This window comes from Enterobacter sp. P82 (genome assembly GCF_037053385.1).
Taxonomy (GTDB): Bacteria; Pseudomonadota; Gammaproteobacteria; order Enterobacterales; family Enterobacteriaceae; genus Enterobacter.
Map to the genome: position 1 here is coordinate 1,728,986 of NZ_JBALHX010000001.1, position 18,099 is coordinate 1,747,084.

Consider the following 18,099-nt stretch of genomic DNA (forward strand, 5'->3'; position numbering starts at 1 on the left):
TGTTCACCTCAACCTTATCGAATGTTGATAATTGCATCGAAGAGCGTACTGGCAGTCTGGAGAACCTGCGCATTAGCCAGGTAATACTGCTGATAACGCTGCAAATTGCCATACTCTTCGTCGAGGTTTACCCCAGAGATGGTCTGCTGCTGCTTGGTTAACTGTGTTTCCACATTCGCTTTCGTCTGGCTGCTCACTTTCAGTGACGCCGTCGAGCTACCGACAGTACTGACGAGAGAAGCATACGCATCGTTGAAGGTTTTGTTTCCACCCACCACTTTGGCGTTTTGCAGATCAAGCAGTTTTTGACCGTTACGGTTGTCACTCTCACCGCCGTTCTGCACCGATGCCATCGCCAGTTTAGACTCGTCACTGATTGCCAGATCCATGTTCATGATGACATTGGATACAGGCTTCACGGTGAAACTGTCTTTGGTGTTTGCTGTGCCGCTCACATTGACGTTAAGACCGTCAAACGACAGATTGCCGCTTGCATCCGGGCTCATCGTAAAGCTGGTTTTATCGGAGGTACGGGTGACCGTCCAGTCGGTGCCATTAAATTGCAGTTTGTAGTCAGTTGCCTGGACTTGTTTGCTGTCCGTTACAGAAGCCGTGACAACGGCCGAACCGCCATTCTTACTATTGGACAGAACCGCCGGAGAACCGAAGTCAAACAGCTTACCGCCCGCATCACCGTTTGCATCAAAACCGGCTTCATGCTGCGTGTTCATTGCATCGGCAAAGGCCAGTGCCATTTGGTTCAGGGTGTTACGGGCTTTATCCAGATCTTCATTACGGAATGTCAGCAAACCGCCTAAAGAGCCGGTGGTGATCATCTTTTCCGGGATCTCAATATTACCCGCAACATCGTCGACATAGGCGACGGTCGTACGAGCCGGATCTGCGCTCGACTTAACGGCCGCCAGTTGGTTGGCTTTGCTGCCCTGCACCAGGCTGTAACCGTTGCCGAAAGAGATGTTAAACGTACCACTATCCTGAACAGAAACTTCCACACCTACGATTTTGTTCAGCTCGCTGACTAACTGATCGCGCTGGTCGAGCAGATCGTTAGGGGATGCGCCCGCACCGACGCCAGTCAGACGGGAAATCTGATCGTTTAGGTTCGCAATCTGTTTGGCGTAGTTGTTGATCTGAGAAACGCTGGTCGAAATCGCAGTATTTACCTGCGTATCCTGATCACGGAGATATTGATCGTTAGTTTTAAACTGATTGACCAGACCACCCGCCTTTCCCAGCACCGTCTGGCGTGCAGCTGGATCTTCCGCGTTGCTTACCAGCGTTTGCAGGCTCTTGAAGAAGTCCTGCAACGTCGTAGAGAGCGAGTTGGTCGTATCGGAGAGCACATCGTCGATTTTTGACATCTGCTGATAGCGCGTCGTCAGACCGCTGCTCTGCGTCTGCGCGGCACGCAACTGGTTGGTGATGAATGCGTCATACTCACGCTGGACACCGGAGACATAAACCCCGTTACCCACCCAGCCACCGCCGGTCAACGTGCTGTTAGAGGCGCCCAGCACCGTGGTCTGGCGGGTGTAACCTGCCACGTTATAGCTTGAAATATTATTACTGACGGTATTGAGTGCCGACTGCGCAGCACTGAGGCCACTCATGGCGCTGTTAATCAAACTGGACATGGGGGTTCCTTTTATACGTTCAGACACGAGTCCTGATGAAGGTTATCGGCAACCTCCACCGGGACTTGAGAACTTTCAGAACAGATTTTCAATATCTGTGCTATAGGCTTTGCTGACCTTCTCGCCCATGGATTTCAGCTGCTGGATCATACTGGTGAGCTTACGCGCATAGTTCGGGTCGGTCGCGTAACCTGCGTTTTGCAGGGCCTGAGCACCCTGCTCCGCCGTCGCCGCCTGGGTAACAGCGGTATAACGCGGATTTCGGCTCAACAGCCCCACATAATCGGACAACGCTTCCAGATAAGAGCTGTACACGCGGAATTTTGCTTTGACCTTCACCGCCGCACCGTTCTCGTATTCGGTGGTCGTGATCTCCGTGGTTGGTCCCTTCCAGCCGGAAGTCGCCTTCACGCCGAAGATGTTAAAGCTCGGCTCGCCGTTTTCCTTGCGGATCTGTCGCTGACCCCAGCCCGACTCCAGCGCGGCCTGTGCCAGAATCAGGTGGTGTGGAACACCGCTCTGTTCACTGGCAAGCCGCGCAGGCAGAGAAAGCTGCGCCAGGAAGTCTTTGCTGTCACCGGAGAGGGGTTCATCACCGTCCCCCGTTGTTTTCGGGATCGCCTTACGCACCATCTGCGTCAGCGCCTGGTTCTGATAACTGGTCACCGTTTCCAGGTCGAACTTCATCGGCACTTGCGGCGTCTGCTCTTGCGGCTGAATACCTTGCGCGGCTTCGGTCTGTTTCACAATCATGTCAGCCAGACCGAGACCTTTACCGGCAGTCATCTGCTGCGCAATCTGCTGGTCATACATGCTGGTGTACAGACGCGTTGAATCACTGCTGAACATCCCGTCTTTAGGCAGGGTTTCACGCATGCTTTTCAACATCATCTGTACAAACATCCCTTCCACCTGGCGGGCAACCGGGCGGATATTCGCCGCCGGGTCTTTACCTGCTTTGGTTTTCAGTTCGTTGAGCGACTGGGCGTCCCAGGCGGCACTGGTCAACAGTTTGCTATCGGTCAGCATTAGATGATTTCCAGTTTGGCACGCAAACAGCCCGCACTTTGCATGGATTGCAGGATGGACATCAGATCCATCGGCGTTGCACCCAGAGCGTTCAGGGCACGCACCACGCTGTTCAGGTTGGCGCTGGAGCGAACGCTCTGCAACGACCCACCGCTCTGACGCATATCAATCTGCGTTTGCGGTGTCACCACCGTCTGACCACCACCAAATGGCGTATTCGGTTGACTCACGTTCGCGGAGCGGTTCACCGTCACAGAGAGGTTACCCTGTGCCACAGCACAGCTATCCAGAGAGACTTCCCGGTTCATCACCACCGAGCCCGTACGGGAGTTAATGATTACCTTCGCATCCTGCACCGGGACATTCACTTCCATATTCTGGATATCTGCCAGCATGCGCACCTGGTTGCTGCTGCCGGTGGAGGTACGGATCTGCACGGTACGCGCATCCAGTGCCGTTGCATTACCGTAACCGCGGCTGCGGTTGATGGTATCGGCAATTTGCTGCGCCATGGTGAAGTCTTCATTATTCAGTTGCAGGTTGATGGTGTTACCCGCGCCAAACTGAGTCGGCAACTCACGCTCAATGATGGCACCGTTAGTGATACGTCCACCGTTCAACTGGTTCACCTGCACACTGCTTCCGCCAGCAGAAGCACCCGCCCCGCCGACCAGAATGTTCCCCTGCGCCAGGGCATACACCTGACTGTCGACGCCTTTTAGTGGCGTCATTAACAGCGTACCGCCACGCAGACTTTTGGCGTTACCCATGGAGGAAACCACCACGTCAATGGTCTGCCCCTGACGCGCAAACGCCGGGTAGGAGGCGGTGACCATAACGGCGGCCACGTTTTTCAGCTGCATGTTGGTTCCCGCCGGGACCGTAATGCCGAGCTGGGAAAGCATGTTGTTCAGGCTTTGGGTGGTGAAAGGCGTCTGGGTGGTCTGGTCACCCGTGCCATCCAGACCAACCACCAGACCATAGCCAATCAGTGAGTTTTCGCGTACGCCCTGAACACTGGTGAGATCGCGAATACGGTCAGCCTGGGCAAACGTTGCCACCAGCGCCAGCGCCACGGCGAAGATCGATTTAAACATGGGTCACCTCGCTTACATCGGCGATAAATTAAGGAAGAAGCGTTGCAGCCAACCCATATTTTGCGCTTCGTTGATGTAGCCGTTACCGACGTACTCAATGCGCGCATCCGCCACCTGGGTGGACGGAACGGTGTTGGTGCCGCTGATCGTGCGAGGGTTAACCACGCCCGAGAAACGAATGAATTCAGTACCCTGGTTGATGGCGATCTGTTTTTCACCCACAACGTGCAAGTTGCCGTTAACCAGAACCTGGTCAACCGTGACCGTCAGCGTGCCGCTGAAGGTGTTGCTGGCGTTCGCGCCACCTTTACCGTTAAAGGTATTGCCGCCGGACGCGTTCACATCAGCACGCGCGTTGCCGAACAACCCTTCGAGATAGCGTGGCACGGTATCGAAGCCAAAATTGGTTTTGCCATCGCGGCTGGCGTTCGCCGACGAGCTCTTGCTCGCGCTGACGTTTTCCTGCAGCACAATGGTCAATGTATCGCCGACGTTACGCGGGCGGCGATCTTCAAACAGCGGCTGATAGCCGTAATTAATCGGCTGCGCGGTCTGGAAAATGGAGCCGTTTACCACTGGCGCGGGGCCAGGAACGGGTTGGGCAGTCGTCGCACCCTGGACCAAAGGTTTAGACGGGATCCAGGCACACCCGCTGAGGGTGACAGCCAGAACAGTCAGTATCGGATAACGAAACGCCGCGTTTTTTTGCATTGCCTTCATCTTCGAAAACAGGGAGCCGGCGCGGCGTTTACCGCACCGGGCTACACCTTAGAGTTGCGTCAGTTTCTGCAGCATCTGGTCGGTCGTCGACACTGCTTTACTGTTAATTTCATACGCGCGCTGGACCTGGATCATATTCACCAGCTCTTCCGCCACGTTCACGTTGGAGGTTTCAACATAGCCCTGATACAGCAGGCCCGCGCCGTTCAGGCCCGGGGTGCTCTCATTTGGCGTACCGGAGGATTGCGTCTCGGTGTAGAGGTTCTCACCAATGCTTTCCAGACCAGTATCGTTCATGAAGGTGGTCAGGTTGAGCTGCCCGACCTGAACCGGCGCGGCCTGTCCCTGCTGGGTCACACTGACGACGCCGTCGCGCCCGATGGTAATGCTCAGTGCGTTCGCCGGGATGGTAATCGCAGGCTGAACCTGGAAACCGCCCGCCGTGACCAGCTGGCCGTTCTGATCGACCTGGAACGAACCGTCGCGGGTATAGGCAGAGGTACCGTCAGGCAGCTGCACCTGGAAGAAGCCCTGGCCTTTGATCGCCACGTCTTTACTGTTGTTGGTCTGAGACAGGTTGCCCTGGCTGTGCAGACGCTCGGTGGCTACCGGACGAACGCCGGTACCGATCTGTAAACCCGACGGCAACGTCGTCTGTTCAGAAGACTGTGCACCCGGCTGGCGGATGGTTTGATAAAGCAAATCTTCGAAAACGGCGCGCTGACGCTTGAAACCATTGGTGCTCACGTTTGCCAGGTTGTTGGCAATCACGTCCATATTGGTTTGCTGGGCGTCCAGGCCTGTTTTCGCGATCCATAAAGAACTGATCATAAGGAGTCCTGTTAACTCATAGCCAGAAGTTGGTTAGCCTTGCCCGCGTTTTCATCCACGCTGCTGATGATCTTCATCTGCATTTCAAAACGACGGGCGCTGGCAATCATGTCGCTCATGGCGGCTACCGGCTTAACGTTGCTGCCTTCCAGAACGCCGGACATCACGCGGATGCTCGGATCGGCCTGTAACGTGGCACCACGCGTCGCCTGAGCCGCCTGGGTCAGACGGAACATGCCGTCATCGCCGCGCTGCACCTCTTTGCCTTCCGCCTTAACCAGCTTCAGACGACCGACGGGCGCAACGGTATTGGCCGGGTCGCCCGGGTTCAGCGCCGAAATGGTGCCGTCCGCGGCGATAGTCAGCTCCGAGCCTTCCGGCACGGTCAGCGGACCCGCTTCCCCCATCACCGGATGACCCTGAATCGTCAGTTGGCCCGTCGCGCTCACCTGGATATTGCCGTTACGGGTATAACCTTCCCCACCGTCAGCGGTTTGCACCGCCAGCCAGCCGTCCTGCTGCAGAGCAACATCCAGCGGGCGTGACGTGTAATCCATCTGCCCTGGCGTCATATCTGCGCCAGGGGTTGATGCCGTCACCAGCGTACGGGTTGGCAGGGAAAGCCCTTCAACCGGCACCGCGCGCAGCGCATTAAGCTGCGCACGAAAGCCCGGCGTTGAGGCGTTTGCCAGGTTGCTGGCGGTAACGGCCTGCTGATTGAGCGTCTGACTTGCCGCGCCCATCGCGGTATATATTGCGTGATCCATTGCGCTTTCCTGTTAGCCGCTTAACGCAGGTTAACCAGCGTGTTGAGGATCTGGTCCTGGGTTTTGATGGTCTGCGCGTTCGACTGATAGTTACGCTGCGCGACGATCATGTTCACCAGTTCTTTACTCATATCCACGTTGGAGGCTTCCAGCGCGCCGTTGGTCAGCTTACCGAAGTTACCGGTACCTGCGGTACCCAGCAGCGCCACGCCGGAGGACTGGCTGGCAGACCAGACGTTATCGCCTTCCGATTTCAGACCTTCGTTGTTGGCAAAGTTTGCCAGTACGATCTGACCCAGAACCTGAGACTGTTCGTTAGAGTAGCTTCCCACCACGGTGCCATCGTCGTTGATCTGGTAGCTCACCAGATCGCCAGGCTTGTAGCCGTTCTGATTGGTTGCCACCACGCTGTTCGCACCGGTGTTCTGCTGCATGGAGTTCAGGAAGCTCAGGGAGAAAGTCGCCGCCGTCGCACCGCTGACAGAACCGGTGGTGATGTTGATTGCAGGGGTTGCGTTTGGCGTTGCGCTCAGCACACCCGCAGCGTCGTAGTTATAGACACCCGCCAGGTTACCGTTCGCATCAAAGTTCATCTGCGCCGCTTTCGCTGCTGTAGAACCCGCAACGCTGCCGTCCTGAGTGTAAAGATCCCATTTATTGTTGGCTGTCTTAACGTAGTAGACATACATGTTATGGGCGTTACCCTGGCTGTCGAATACGGTCACGGTCCCTTTTTTGTTGTAGGTATCCGGGTTAGTCGCATCGAAGGGAGCGGTTTGAACAGGATCGGTTGAGTTCAGGTTGATCTGCTGCGTCGCGGTGGTGGTCGATTTCGCCGCCATCAGGGTATTCGGGATAGTAATCGCCTGAGGGTTTGCACCGGTCTGAACGGTCGGAGGCGATCCGGCTACCGGATAGCCCGTCAGCTGCATGCCCTGCATGTTAACCAGCGTGCGGTTTTCGTCCAGCTTGAACTGGCCGTTACGGCTGTAGAACACAGAACCGTTGGAATCGACCATACGGAAGAAACCGTTCTGGCTGATGGCGACGTCCAGACCACGACCAGTGTTGGTGGTGGTGCCGTCGGTAAAGTCCTGAGTGATGCCCGCAACTTTTACGCCCAGGCCGACTTTGGAACCGGCAAACATGTCTGCAAATGAGGCAGAACCGGATTTAAAACCATAGGTCGCGGAGTTGGCGATGTTGTTGCCAATGACATCCAGGTTGGTGGCCGCAGCATTCAGGCCGCTGACCGCTTGAGAAAAGGCCATGACTTACTCCTGATAAGTGTTAAGGCTTAGATAATCTGCCGAACTTCGTCGAGTGTGGTAGTACCAGAGGTACCCAAATCCAGTTTGTTGCCGTCGCTTCCTTTAATCACGCCCTGGACCAGCGCGAACTGCAGCGGTTGCGCCACCAGCTGGGTTGTCCCATTGCTGGCACTAATCGCCACTTTATAGGAACCGTTTGGTGCTTTGGTGCCGTCGGTCAGGGTGCCGTCCCAGGTAAAGGTGTGAACGCCCGCCTTCAGCTCGCCAATATCAATGGTACGGACAACCACACCAGTGGAATCCGTGATCGTGGCAGTGACCTTCTCAGCCGCCTGCTGGAGCTCAACACCAAACGGTGTGGTGGTCGTTGTGGTGTTGCCTTCGGTGGTGCTGGAGCCCGCCAGAATGGTGGTGCCCGGGATCATTACCCCATGACCAATCAGGCTCGCGGCCTGCAGAGACTGGCTGCTACCAATCTGACCAGATACGGAACCGAGGGTGGTGTTGAGTTTCTCAATGCCGCTAACGGTGCTGATCTGCGCAAGCTGCGTGGTCAGTTCGTTATTTTGCATTGGGTTCGTGGGATCTTGGTTCTTAAGCTGTGCCACCAGCAGCGTCAGAAAGCTGCCCTGAAGATCGGCGGCGTTACTCCCCGTCAGGGAGTTGGACCCCGTTGTACTCTTGGTGTTATTCACACCCGAGTTCGTGGGATCATTCACATTTACGGCGATGGACATGCATGTCTCCTTTACTGGCCGAGAGTGAGTGTTTTAAGCATCATGCTCTTCACGGTATTAAGCACTTCGACGTTGGCCTGGTAGCTTCGAGAAGCCGACATGGAGTTCACCATCTCACCCACCACATCCACGTTAGGCATTTTCACGTATCCGTTAGCATCCGCGAGTGGGTTGCCGGGCTCATACACCAGTTTGTCGGGTGCCTGGCTCTCTACCACATCAGACACTTTCACGCCGCCCGTTGCCGCTCCTGGCGCCGCATCAACCTGAAAGACAACCTGTTTAGCGCGATAAGGCTGGCCGTCTGGCCCAGTCACGCTGTCGGCGTTCGCCAGGTTACTGGCAGCCACGTTCAGACGTTTGGACTGCGCGGTTAACGCCGAACCGGCGATATCAAAAATATTCAGCAAGGCCATCTATCAGTTGCCCCCCTGCAGGACGTTCATCATGCCTTTGATTTGTCCGCCGAGTAGGGTCAGGCCCGTCTGATACTTCAGGCTGTTATCGGCAAACTGTGTACGCTCCCGGTCCATATCCACGGTGTTACCGTCGAGTGAAGGCTGATCGGGAATGCGATAAAGTAAATCGGTCGTTGGCGCGGTCATCGCCTGAGCAGGAATATGGCGAGAGGATGTCATGGCGAGTGCAACACCCGTTCCTTCGGCACGTCCACGCTCCATCACCTTTTTGAGTTCACTGGAAAAATCAATATCGCGCGCCTGATACCCCGGTGTATCGGCGTTGGCGATGTTGGCGGCTAAAATCTCCTGCCGCTGGGCGCGTAAATTGAGCGCTTCCTGCTGAAAACGTAACGCGGCGTCGAGTTTATCGAGCATGTCTCCTCCGCTGATGGCAAAATTTCAGTTCACAGCTTAAATCTCACCCGGTCTCCCCTATCGACGGAATAAGCGCAAAATGCGTCGCTATTTATTCCGTTGATGCAAAACCACTGCAGGTAGAATTCACTCAATTCTGGAAACGGTGGAACTTGCGATGCAAACGTTAAAACGTGGCCTGGTGGCAACTTTCTTGCTGTTTAGCCCGCTGGTGCAGGCTGAAGGCTTACAGGATCAGTTGACGGTTTTCTTTGCGGAAAAGCTGGCGGGTTTTAGCGATGACGTCACTGTTACCGTACGCACGCCGCCGAATCTCTACCCTACGTGTGATCAGCCTTCATTTAGCGTGGTGGGGTTCACAAAGCTCTGGGGGAATGTGAATGTGCTGGCACGTTGCGCCAACGAAAAACGCTATTTACAGGTTGCAGTTCAGGCGACGGGCAATTATGTTGTCGCCGCCGTGCCCATTGCGCGCGGCAGCGTGCTGCAGACAAACAGCGTGACGTTAAAACGCGGCCGTCTGGATCAGTTGCCGCCACGCACGATGCTGGAAATAAACCAGGCACAGGACGCCGTCAGCTTGCGCGATGTCGCCCCCGGCCAGCCGATACAGCTCTCAATGCTGCGCCAGGCATGGCGGGTAAAAGCGGGTCAACAGGTGATGGTTGTTGCCAACGGAGATGGCTTTAGTATCAACAGTGAAGGGAAAGCGTTAAACAATGCCGCAGTGGCGCAAAACGCCCGCGTCAGAATGTCCTCAGGCCAGGTGGTTAGCGGAACCGTCGATTCTGATGGGAATATTCTGATTAACCTATAATCTTTTTAAAGATTTCGCGACGCTTGCCGATAAATATTCAACTAATGATGATGTCAGGCGCAAACGCCGCGAACCCTCGATGAGGACAACACTATGAGCATTGATCGTACATCAGCCCTGAAGCCGGTAAGCGCTGTACAACCTCGCGAAACGAATGACACGCCAGCGCAGAAAACGCGTCTGGAAAAACCGTCAACGTCCAACAGCACCAGCGTGACCCTGAGCGACGCGCAGGCAAAACTGATGCAGCCAGGCAGCAACGATATCAATATGGAACGTGTTGAAGCGCTGAAAACAGCTATTCGTAACGGTGAACTGAAAATGGATACCAGCAAAATTGCTGATGCCCTGATTCAGGAAGCACAGAGTTTCTTACAGAGTAACTAACCGTATGAGTCGACTGTCAGAAATACTGGATCAAATGACGGTTGTCCTGAACGACCTGAAAACGGTAATGGACGCAGAGCAACAACATCTCTCTTCCGGTCACATTAACGGCAGCGCGTTGCAGCGTATTACTGAGGATAAAAGTTCGCTGCTGGCGACACTGGATTATCTGGAGCAACAACGCCGCGCTGAGCAAGATCCTAAGCGCAGTGCAAATGACGATATTGTTGAGCGCTGGCAGACCATTACTGAAAAAACCCGGCATCTGCGCGATCTCAACCAGCATAACGGCTGGCTGCTTGAAGGTCAGATAGAGCGTAATCAGCAAGCGCTTGAGGTGTTGAAACCTCATAAAGAAACCGGACTGTACGGTGCGGATGGTCAGACTGCTACTGCACGTATTGCGGGTGTTAAAAAGATCTCGATTTGAAGCAACAGCGACAAATCATGCAGTGGGGAGCACCATAAGGTGAACTCCCCTTTTGGCGTTTATGCCGTACGACGGGTGAATTCTTTCACCTTGAACCCCAACACGGCGAGCGTGGCAAAGTAAGCCACTACACCGACCACCACCACGGCCATCAGCCGCATCAGACGGTATGGCATGGTTCCCTGGGACCACTCCGGCATGACATACATCATGCCAATTAACGCCGCTGACATCACCAGCACCGCGACGATCAGTCGCACAAGGAAACGTGACCAACCCGGCTGCGGCGTGAAGATATCCTGCTTGCGGAGTTGCCAGTACAACAGCCCGGCATTCAGACAAGCGGCCAGACCGATAGACAACGACAAGCCCGCATGCTTCAGCGGACCAATAAACGCCAGGTTCATCAGCTGGGTCATAATCAGCGTCACAATCGCAATTTTCACCGGTGTTTTGATGTCCTGCCGCGAGTAGAAGCCCGGGGCCAGCACCTTGACGACGATCAGCCCCATCAAACCAACCGAGTAGGCAATCAGGGCGCGCTGCGTCATGGCGGCATCAAACGCGGTGAATTTCCCGTACTGGAAGAGCGAGACCGTCAGCGGTTTGGCCAGAATACCCAGCGCCACCGCGCTTGGCAGCGCCAGCAGGAAGCAAAGACGTAACCCCCAGTCCATCAACCGACAGTACTCATCGTGATTGCCACTGGCAAAACTCTTCGACAGCGACGGCAGCAGGATTGTCCCCAGCGCCACCCCCAGCACCCCGGACGGAAACTCCATCAGACGGTCGGCGTAGTACATCCAGGAGACCGAGCCGGACACCAGGAAAGAAGCAAAAATGGTATTGATGATAAGTGAGATCTGGCTGACGGAGACGCCAAGGATCGCAGGTCCCATCTGCTTAATAACACGCATTGCACCGGCATCTTTGAGATTGATACGCGGCAGCACCAGCATGCCAATTTTTTTCAGATGCGGCAGCTGATAAGCCAGCTGCAGCACGCCACCCACGGTCACCGCCCATGCCAGCGCCAGTACCGGCGGGTTGAAATGCGGTGCGGCGAACAGGGCAAAGCCGATCATGCTGACGTTAAGAAATGTCGGGGCAAATGCCGGAACGGAGAAACGGTTCCAGGTGTTCAGTATTGCCCCCACCAGTGAGGCCAGCGAGATCAACAGAATATAAGGGAAGGTAATGCGAAGCAGCTGTGAGGTCAGAGCAAATTTATCTGCAGTATCGGCAAAACCAGGCGCGGTCACCATAATCACCCAGGGTGCTGCCAGCATCCCGACGACAGTCACCACAGCCAGGGCCAGCGTCAGCAACCCGGAAACATAAGAGACAAATACGCGCGTCGCGTCCTCACCCTGCTTACTTTTATATTCCGCCAGGATCGGAACAAAAGCCTGAGAAAATGCCCCTTCTGCAAAAATACGACGCAACAGGTTTGGCAATTTGAACGCGACGAAAAAGGCGTCCGTAGCCATCCCTGCACCAAAGACCCTTGCCACAATTGCATCGCGCGCAAAACCGAGTACGCGGGAAAACATGGTCATCGAGCTGACGGCTGCCAGCGATTTTAATAAGTTCATTAATGTGAATTTCCACAACCCTACGGATTTGTAAGCCGGGTAAGCGTAAGCGCCACCCGGCGAAACCAACAACCGGCGCTTAGTCTACCCGGATTTCAACGAATTACTATCCGCAGATGTTACAGCGAATTATTCACTCATCGCCTCTCGCCAGAGCCGTTCCACAATGCGTTGCGCCATAATGGCCTGCTCGCCAGACGTTTCAGGAACCGTCTGATTTTGCACACAGGTGATAAAGTGGCGGGCACATCCTGCGAACCCGCGCTGCTCAAGGGTACTCTGCCAGCCGGGCGCCGGGAGCGTCACCACGCCGTTGCCCTTCTCTTCTCGCCACTCACGCATGTCCGTAATGTCGTAAAGCGCACCGTCAGTCACCGCCTGAACGGACTCACGCTGACTGCCCGCACGACGATGCATGCTGGTCGTTACCTGCAGATGGTCAATCGCGAAGTGATGTTCGGCATAGACCATCTCGCCCTGCTCATTTGTCAGGAGCGTCCCGCTTTGCAGTTGCGCATTGCCGTTACTGAGCCATAGCGCGGTGTCCACGACGTGCAGATAGTCATCCAGCAGCGTGAAACGTAAATCGTTGGGTCCGATACTGTCGGTACGGTGTTTATCCATACGGAGCGAGGCCAGACTGTCGGACTGTGCTTTCAGCTGTTGGTAAAGCGGTGCGAAGCGGCGGTTAAAACCCACCATCAGCGTCAGTTTTTTACGCGCCGCCAGCTCAATCAACCGTTCCGCGTCCTGGACATTTTCAGCCAGCGGCTTATCCACACATACATGAACCCCTGCATGGAGTAGCTCACTCACCACCTGATAGTGGGTTGCCGTTGAGGTATGAACAAAGACCGCATCGCACTCGTGGGCTAAATCCTGAAGAGAATTGGCATAAGGGATGCGCCACGTTTCACAGATCCGCTCGGCTTTCTCGCGAGTGGGTGACCACGCCCCCTGAAGCGTCCAGTCCGTCGCCGCACCCAATACAGGTAGCCAGGCTTTTTGCGCGATACCGCCCAGCCCTACCACGCCTACGCGTAATTTTTTCATCCTTAGTCTCCCAGGTGTGCCAGCAACGCATCCAGACGCTGTTTCAGCCCTGCGACCTCGTCTTCCAGCGCTGCCACGCGTGTAACCAAATCATCTTGTTCAACAGTTACATCGGTTGCCAGAGACTTTACTGAAATATCGACTTCACCGCTGAACAGATGCATATAGCGGCTTTCACGTTTACCTGGCTCGCGCGCCAGACGCACCACATAAGGCCCCTCTTCACGCGAGGCCAGCCCTTCCAGAACCTGCTCAACTTCCTGCATATCCGCAAACTCATGCATGCGGGAAGCGCGGGTACGCAGCTCACCCGGCGTTTGCGCCCCGCGCAGCAAAAGCGTGGTAATCACCGCGACTTCTGCGGCGCTCAACTTCAGATTGCCAAATTCGGAGTTACAGAAACGCTGCTCATATTTCGTCACACGGTTACCGAAGCCGCTGACGGTCCGCAGGTAATGACGTTTAACCAACTCATCCAGCACGTCCTGGACCTCATGCTCACTCAGATTCATGACTGGCTCACGGTTGGTTTTCTGATTGCAGGCCATCGTCACAGCATTGACAGAGAGCGGGTACTGCTCTGGCGTGGTGACCTGTTTTTCGAGTAAGCACCCAATCACGCGCGCTTCGGTACCGCTTAGCTGATATTTCATCTTTTCTCCTTAACGACCTGCAGTCCAGTCCCGGGTGGTTAATGCTGTCAGAACGTGGTCACGCCATTCTCCGTCTATCAACAGATAATCTTTGGCGTAGCCCTCTTTCTCGAACCCTAATCGCGCCAGCAAATTACCGCTACGCTGATTATGCGGCATGTAGTTCGCCATAATGCGATGGATATGTTGCGTGCGCTGCATATAGCGAATAGCCACCGTTAACGCCTCGTACATTAGCCCCTGCCCCTGCCATTTCTGGCCGATGGAGTAGCCAAGGTAACAGGCGTGAAACGATCCCCGCACCACGTTGGAAAAATTGGCAATCCCAATGATCTCTTTCTCCTCGGGATCCAGCAGCGCAAAATAGAACGCACTTCCCTGCTTGTGAAATTCCGCAATCATGCTGAGACGCGCCTGCCAGCCAGAAGGGTAACAATGGCTCTCATCCCGAACGGGTTCCCAGGGTTTTAAAAACTGGCGATTCTCGGCGTAATAGTCCGCCAGACGCCAGGCATCACGCTCATGCACCAGACGAACGACCAGCCTGTCCGTTGTCAGACGCACTTTTGGCACATTACTGCGATAGCCAAACATCGATACCACTCCTTCCCGTCACTTCTGCTTACCCATTAGCTTTACTATACCTGCGCCTGCGCCGTCTGTGAAAACAGTGACATACCATTTTGCCCTCTTTTCACCATTTTCGATGAGAACTCTCTATCAAAGCACCCTTTTGATAAAAAAATATTGTCACGTACAGGGGTGGGAAAAAGCGGAATGACACCGCAGAATGTTAGCGTGCTCACCTTCTTATTTTCCCCGGAGGGAAAATGTCCCGCGTATCACAGGCCAGGAACCTGGGTAAATATTTCCTGCTCGTCGATAACATGCTGGTCGTGCTCGGCTTTTTTGTCGTATTCCCCCTTATCTCGATTCGTTTTGTCGATCAAATGGGCTGGGCGGCATTGATGGTTGGCATTGCCCTGGGGTTACGCCAGTTTGTCCAGCAGGGTCTCGGTGTCTTTGGTGGCGCAATCGCTGACCGCTTTGGCGCGAAACCGATGATCGTTACCGGTATGCTGCTGCGCGCGGCAGGTTTTGCCACGATGGCGGTCGCTCAGGAGCCGTGGCTGCTGTGGTTCTCCTGCTTCCTTTCCGGTATCGGAGGCACGCTATTTGATCCGCCACGTACTGCGCTGGTGGTGAAACTCATTCGCCCGCAGCACAGAGGGCGTTTCTTCTCGATTCTGATGATGCAGGACAGTGCGGGTGCGGTTATTGGCGCACTGCTGGGAAGCTGGCTGCTGCAGTATGACTTCCGTCTGGTGTGCGCCGCTGGCGCGCTGCTCTTTATTCTGTGCGCACTGTTTAATGGCCTTTTCCTGCCTGCCTGGAAACTGTCGACGGTCAAAGCGCCCGTCCGGGAAGGCCTCGGTCGTGTGCTGCGCGACAAGCGTTTTGTCACTTACGTGTTAACCCTGACGGGCTATTACATGCTCGCCGTGCAGGTGATGTTGATGCTGCCGATCATGGTTAACGACATTGCAGGAACACCTGCTGCGGTTAAATGGATGTATGCCATCGAAGCCTGCCTGTCGTTGACGCTGCTGTATCCGATTGCCCGCTGGAGCGAACGGCGTTTTCGTCTGGAGCATCGCCTGATGGCCGGGCTGTTCCTGATGACGCTGAGCATGATGCCGATCGGCCTGGTGAACTCCCTTCAGCAACTGTTTACGCTGATTTGCACGTTCTATATTGGTTCTATTATCGCCGAGCCCGCCCGTGAAACGCTGAGCGCTTCGCTTGCGGATGCGCGGGCGCGTGGCAGCTATATGGGGTTCAGCCGGCTGGGGCTGGCGCTTGGCGGCGCATTAGGTTACACCGGCGGCGGTTGGTTATTTGATGCCGGTAAAGCCCTGAATCAACCCGAACTGCCCTGGATGATGCTCGGCGTGGTGGGTTTAATCACACTGCTGGCCCTGTGGTGGCAGTTCAGCCAGAAACGCAGCGCGAGCGGCATGCTCGAGCCTGGCGCGTAGCACTTCACTTGAGCGGGAGTACACTCCCGCTCCCATTTCTCAGCTTTTTCTGCTGGTTTCTGCAATTTCACACTGACATACTGACGTCACAGGACAGAAGCGCCGATTTTTAGTTGAGGAACACTATGAAGAAAATTGTTTTCGCCGCAGCATTAATTGTCAGCGGTCTGCTGGTTGGCTGTAACCAGCTAACGCAATATACCGTCAGTGAACAGGAAATTAATCAGGCGCTGGAAAAACATAACAATTTCTCTAAAGACATTGGCGTGCCAGGGCTTGCCGACGCACATATCGTCCTTTCCAATCTCACCAGCCAGATTGGGCGTGAAGAGCCAAACAAAGTCACTCTGGCAGGAGATGCAGATCTTGATATGTCTTCCCTCTTTGGCAACCAGAAAGCTAACATTAAGCTGAAACTGAAGGCCCTTCCCGTTTTCAATAAAGAGAAAGGCGCGATTTTCCTTCAGGAGATGGAAGTGGTCGATGCTCAGGTTTCCCCGGATAAGATGGCTCCGGTTCTGCAAACGCTGATGCCCTATCTGAACCAGTCGCTGCGTAATTATTTTAATCAGCAGCCTGCGTATGTCTTAAGTGAAGACAAGAGCAAGGGTGAAGCCCTTGCGAAAAAATATGCAAAAGGGATAGAGGTGAAACCGGGAGAAATTGTCATTCCTTTCACCGATTAACCTGAAGGGCGCTGAGGCGCCCTTTTTTTTACGGAAAAGTGTGCAAACGAAAACGTTTCCGCTTATGATTTGTGTCCGGCAAAAACAGCCATCCTAATGACTGATTCCTGACAAGCCGGAGCTTCCATGACTGCACAACCCCAGGTTCTTAAAATCCGCCGCCCAGACGACTGGCATATCCATCTGCGTGATGGCGATATGTTGAAAACCGTCGTGCCCTATACCAGCGAAATTTATGGCCGCGCGATTGTCATGCCTAACCTGGTTCCACCAGTCACCACCGTCGATGCCGCAATCGCATATCGCCAGCGCATCCTTGATGCCGTTCCCGCAGGACATGATTTCACCCCGTTGATGACCTGTTACCTGACCGACTCACTGGATCCGAACGAAGTGGAGCGCGGTTTTAACGAAGGTGTATTCACCGCAGCAAAACTCTACCCGGCAAATGCCACCACTAACTCCAGCCACGGTGTCACCAGCATTGATGCCATCATGCCGGTTCTGGAACGCATGCAGAAACTGGGCATGCCGCTGCTGGTACATGGTGAAGTCACCCACGCTGAGATTGACATCTTTGACCGTGAAGCCCGCTTTATTGAGACCGTGATGGAACCACTGCGCCAACGACTGCCTGCGCTTAAAGTCGTGTTCGAACATATCACCACCAAAGACGCGGCAGAGTATGTGCGTGACGGCAACGATCTCATTGCCGCCACCATCACCCCTCAGCATCTGATGTTTAACCGTAACCACATGCTGGTGGGCGGTGTACGTCCGCACCTGTACTGTCTGCCGATCCTCAAGCGCAACATTCACCAGCAGGCCCTGCGCGAGCTGGTAGCCAGCGGGTTCTCCCGCGCGTTCCTCGGTACCGATTCCGCGCCTCACGCCCGCCATCGTAAAGAGGCAAGCTGCGGCTGCGCGGGCTGCTTCAACGCCCCAACCGCCCTCGCAAGCTACGCAACCGTGTTTGAAGAGATGAACGCACTGCAGCATTTTGAAGCGTTCTGCTCCCTCAACGGCCCGCGCTTCTATGGTCTGCCGGTCAATGACACCTTCATCGAACTGGAGCGTAAAGCGAGCCAGGTTGAGGAATCCATTGCCCTGACAGATGACACCCTTGTCCCATTCCTGGCGGGCGAAACCGTTCACTGGACAGTAAAACGCTAAATATTCAGTGCCCCTTGTTGTCAAACCGATAATATACCTGTATAAATAAACAGTATATTACACAGGGGGCATTTATGCGTATTGAAGTCACCATAGCCAAAACTACCGTCCTGCCTGTTGGCGCGCTGGATGCGCTGGCAGGGGAATTATCCCGTCGAATTAACAACACCTTTCCTGACAATATGGGTGCCGTAACGGTTCGTTATGCGGCAGCAAACAACCTCTCCGTCATTGGTGCTGCGAAAGAAGATAAAGATCGCATCAGCGAAATTCTGCAAGAAACATGGGAAAGCGCTGACGACTGGTTCATCACAGATTAATAC

The 18,099-nt window shown here is 54.8% G+C and carries 21 protein-coding genes; 7 read left to right on the top strand and 14 right to left on the bottom strand.

The window, feature by feature from the left end; genetic code table 11:
• Positions 1 to 14: 14 nt before the first annotated feature.
• The 10 genes from flgK to flgB form a co-directional block, all read right to left on the bottom strand.
• The gene (gene flgK / locus WB237_RS08210) at positions 15 to 1,655 is read right to left on the bottom strand and encodes a flagellar hook-associated protein FlgK (protein WP_336212170.1); all 1,641 of its coding nucleotides are present in this window, start codon (positions 1,653 to 1,655) and stop codon (positions 15 to 17) included.
• 75 nt (positions 1,656 to 1,730) lie between these two features.
• Positions 1,731 to 2,684, bottom strand: a complete 954-nt coding sequence (gene flgJ, locus WB237_RS08215; protein ID WP_336212172.1) for a flagellar assembly peptidoglycan hydrolase FlgJ — start codon at positions 2,682 to 2,684, stop codon at positions 1,731 to 1,733.
• Positions 2,684 to 3,781: a flagellar basal body P-ring protein FlgI gene (locus tag WB237_RS08220; RefSeq protein ID WP_029740346.1), complete on the bottom strand. Its 1,098-nt coding sequence runs from the start codon at positions 3,779 to 3,781 to the stop codon at positions 2,684 to 2,686. The genes flgJ and WB237_RS08220 overlap by 1 nt, the downstream gene beginning before the upstream one ends.
• A 12-nt stretch (positions 3,782 to 3,793) precedes the next feature.
• Complete coding sequence (gene flgH / locus WB237_RS08225; protein WP_032666985.1) at positions 3,794 to 4,492, bottom strand: flagellar basal body L-ring protein FlgH; 699 nt, start codon at positions 4,490 to 4,492, stop codon at positions 3,794 to 3,796.
• Between the two features lie 57 nt (positions 4,493 to 4,549).
• Entirely contained in the window at positions 4,550 to 5,332 is a 783-nt protein-coding gene (flgG, locus tag WB237_RS08230; RefSeq protein ID WP_008500810.1) for a flagellar basal-body rod protein FlgG, read from the bottom strand.
• A gap of 11 nt (positions 5,333 to 5,343) precedes the next feature.
• A complete protein-coding gene (locus WB237_RS08235; RefSeq protein ID WP_049007894.1) occupies positions 5,344 to 6,099 on the bottom strand; it encodes a flagellar basal body rod protein FlgF in 756 nt (251 codons plus the stop codon).
• Between the two features lie 20 nt (positions 6,100 to 6,119).
• Entirely contained in the window at positions 6,120 to 7,370 is a 1,251-nt protein-coding gene (gene flgE / locus WB237_RS08240; protein WP_129325052.1) for a flagellar hook protein FlgE, read from the bottom strand.
• Between the two features lie 26 nt (positions 7,371 to 7,396).
• A complete protein-coding gene (gene flgD, locus WB237_RS08245; RefSeq protein WP_129996105.1) occupies positions 7,397 to 8,107 on the bottom strand; it encodes a flagellar hook assembly protein FlgD in 711 nt (236 codons plus the stop codon).
• A gap of 11 nt (positions 8,108 to 8,118) precedes the next feature.
• Positions 8,119 to 8,523, bottom strand: a complete 405-nt coding sequence (gene flgC / locus WB237_RS08250) for a flagellar basal body rod protein FlgC (RefSeq protein WP_013097138.1) — start codon at positions 8,521 to 8,523, stop codon at positions 8,119 to 8,121.
• Positions 8,524 to 8,526: 3 nt separating this feature from the next.
• The gene (gene flgB, locus WB237_RS08255; RefSeq protein WP_028019065.1) at positions 8,527 to 8,943 is read right to left on the bottom strand and encodes a flagellar basal body rod protein FlgB; all 417 of its coding nucleotides are present in this window, start codon (positions 8,941 to 8,943) and stop codon (positions 8,527 to 8,529) included.
• Between the two features lie 157 nt (positions 8,944 to 9,100).
• On the opposite strand from flgB, the gene flgA reads away from it, so the two are divergent.
• The 3 genes from flgA (at position 9,101) to flgN (ending at position 10,577) form a co-directional block, all read left to right on the top strand.
• The gene (gene flgA, locus WB237_RS08260; protein ID WP_336212180.1) at positions 9,101 to 9,760 is read left to right on the top strand and encodes a flagellar basal body P-ring formation chaperone FlgA; all 660 of its coding nucleotides are present in this window, start codon (positions 9,101 to 9,103) and stop codon (positions 9,758 to 9,760) included.
• Positions 9,761 to 9,853: 93 nt separating this feature from the next.
• The gene (gene flgM / locus WB237_RS08265; RefSeq protein WP_114978222.1) at positions 9,854 to 10,147 is read left to right on the top strand and encodes a flagellar biosynthesis anti-sigma factor FlgM; all 294 of its coding nucleotides are present in this window, start codon (positions 9,854 to 9,856) and stop codon (positions 10,145 to 10,147) included.
• A gap of 4 nt (positions 10,148 to 10,151) precedes the next feature.
• Positions 10,152 to 10,577 carry a flagella biosynthesis chaperone FlgN gene (gene flgN / locus WB237_RS08270; RefSeq protein ID WP_028019068.1) on the top strand — a complete coding sequence of 142 codons (426 nt, stop codon included), beginning with the start codon at positions 10,152 to 10,154 and terminating at the stop codon, positions 10,575 to 10,577.
• Between the two features lie 59 nt (positions 10,578 to 10,636).
• Here the strand turns inward: flgN and murJ are convergent, their stop codons facing one another.
• The 4 genes from murJ to rimJ all read right to left on the bottom strand — a co-directional run bounded on the left by murJ (position 10,637) and on the right by rimJ (position 14,472).
• Positions 10,637 to 12,172: a murein biosynthesis integral membrane protein MurJ gene (gene murJ / locus WB237_RS08275; protein WP_336212184.1), complete on the bottom strand. Its 1,536-nt coding sequence runs from the start codon at positions 12,170 to 12,172 to the stop codon at positions 10,637 to 10,639.
• A 129-nt stretch (positions 12,173 to 12,301) separates the two neighbouring features.
• Positions 12,302 to 13,225 (bottom strand): Gfo/Idh/MocA family protein, encoded by a 924-nt coding sequence (locus WB237_RS08280; RefSeq protein ID WP_336212186.1) that lies wholly within the window; start codon positions 13,223 to 13,225, stop codon positions 12,302 to 12,304.
• 2 nt (positions 13,226 to 13,227) lie between these two features.
• Entirely contained in the window at positions 13,228 to 13,878 is a 651-nt protein-coding gene (locus WB237_RS08285) for a YceH family protein (RefSeq protein WP_336212188.1), read from the bottom strand.
• A gap of 9 nt (positions 13,879 to 13,887) precedes the next feature.
• Positions 13,888 to 14,472, bottom strand: a complete 585-nt coding sequence (gene rimJ, locus WB237_RS08290) for a ribosomal protein S5-alanine N-acetyltransferase (RefSeq protein ID WP_013097146.1) — start codon at positions 14,470 to 14,472, stop codon at positions 13,888 to 13,890.
• 236 nt (positions 14,473 to 14,708) lie between these two features.
• On the opposite strand from rimJ, the gene mdtH reads away from it, so the two are divergent.
• The 4 genes from mdtH (at position 14,709) to dinI (ending at position 18,096) form a co-directional block, all read left to right on the top strand.
• Positions 14,709 to 15,917, top strand: a complete 1,209-nt coding sequence (gene mdtH, locus WB237_RS08295) for a multidrug efflux MFS transporter MdtH (protein ID WP_336212191.1) — start codon at positions 14,709 to 14,711, stop codon at positions 15,915 to 15,917.
• 125 nt (positions 15,918 to 16,042) lie between these two features.
• A complete protein-coding gene (locus WB237_RS08300) occupies positions 16,043 to 16,603 on the top strand; it encodes a lipoprotein (protein ID WP_028019073.1) in 561 nt (186 codons plus the stop codon).
• Between the two features lie 126 nt (positions 16,604 to 16,729).
• Positions 16,730 to 17,776 (top strand): dihydroorotase, encoded by a 1,047-nt coding sequence (pyrC, locus tag WB237_RS08305; RefSeq protein WP_129996111.1) that lies wholly within the window; start codon positions 16,730 to 16,732, stop codon positions 17,774 to 17,776.
• A 74-nt stretch (positions 17,777 to 17,850) separates the two neighbouring features.
• The gene (gene dinI / locus WB237_RS08310; RefSeq protein WP_336212196.1) at positions 17,851 to 18,096 is read left to right on the top strand and encodes a DNA damage-inducible protein I; all 246 of its coding nucleotides are present in this window, start codon (positions 17,851 to 17,853) and stop codon (positions 18,094 to 18,096) included.
• Positions 18,097 to 18,099: the final 3 nt, after the last annotated feature.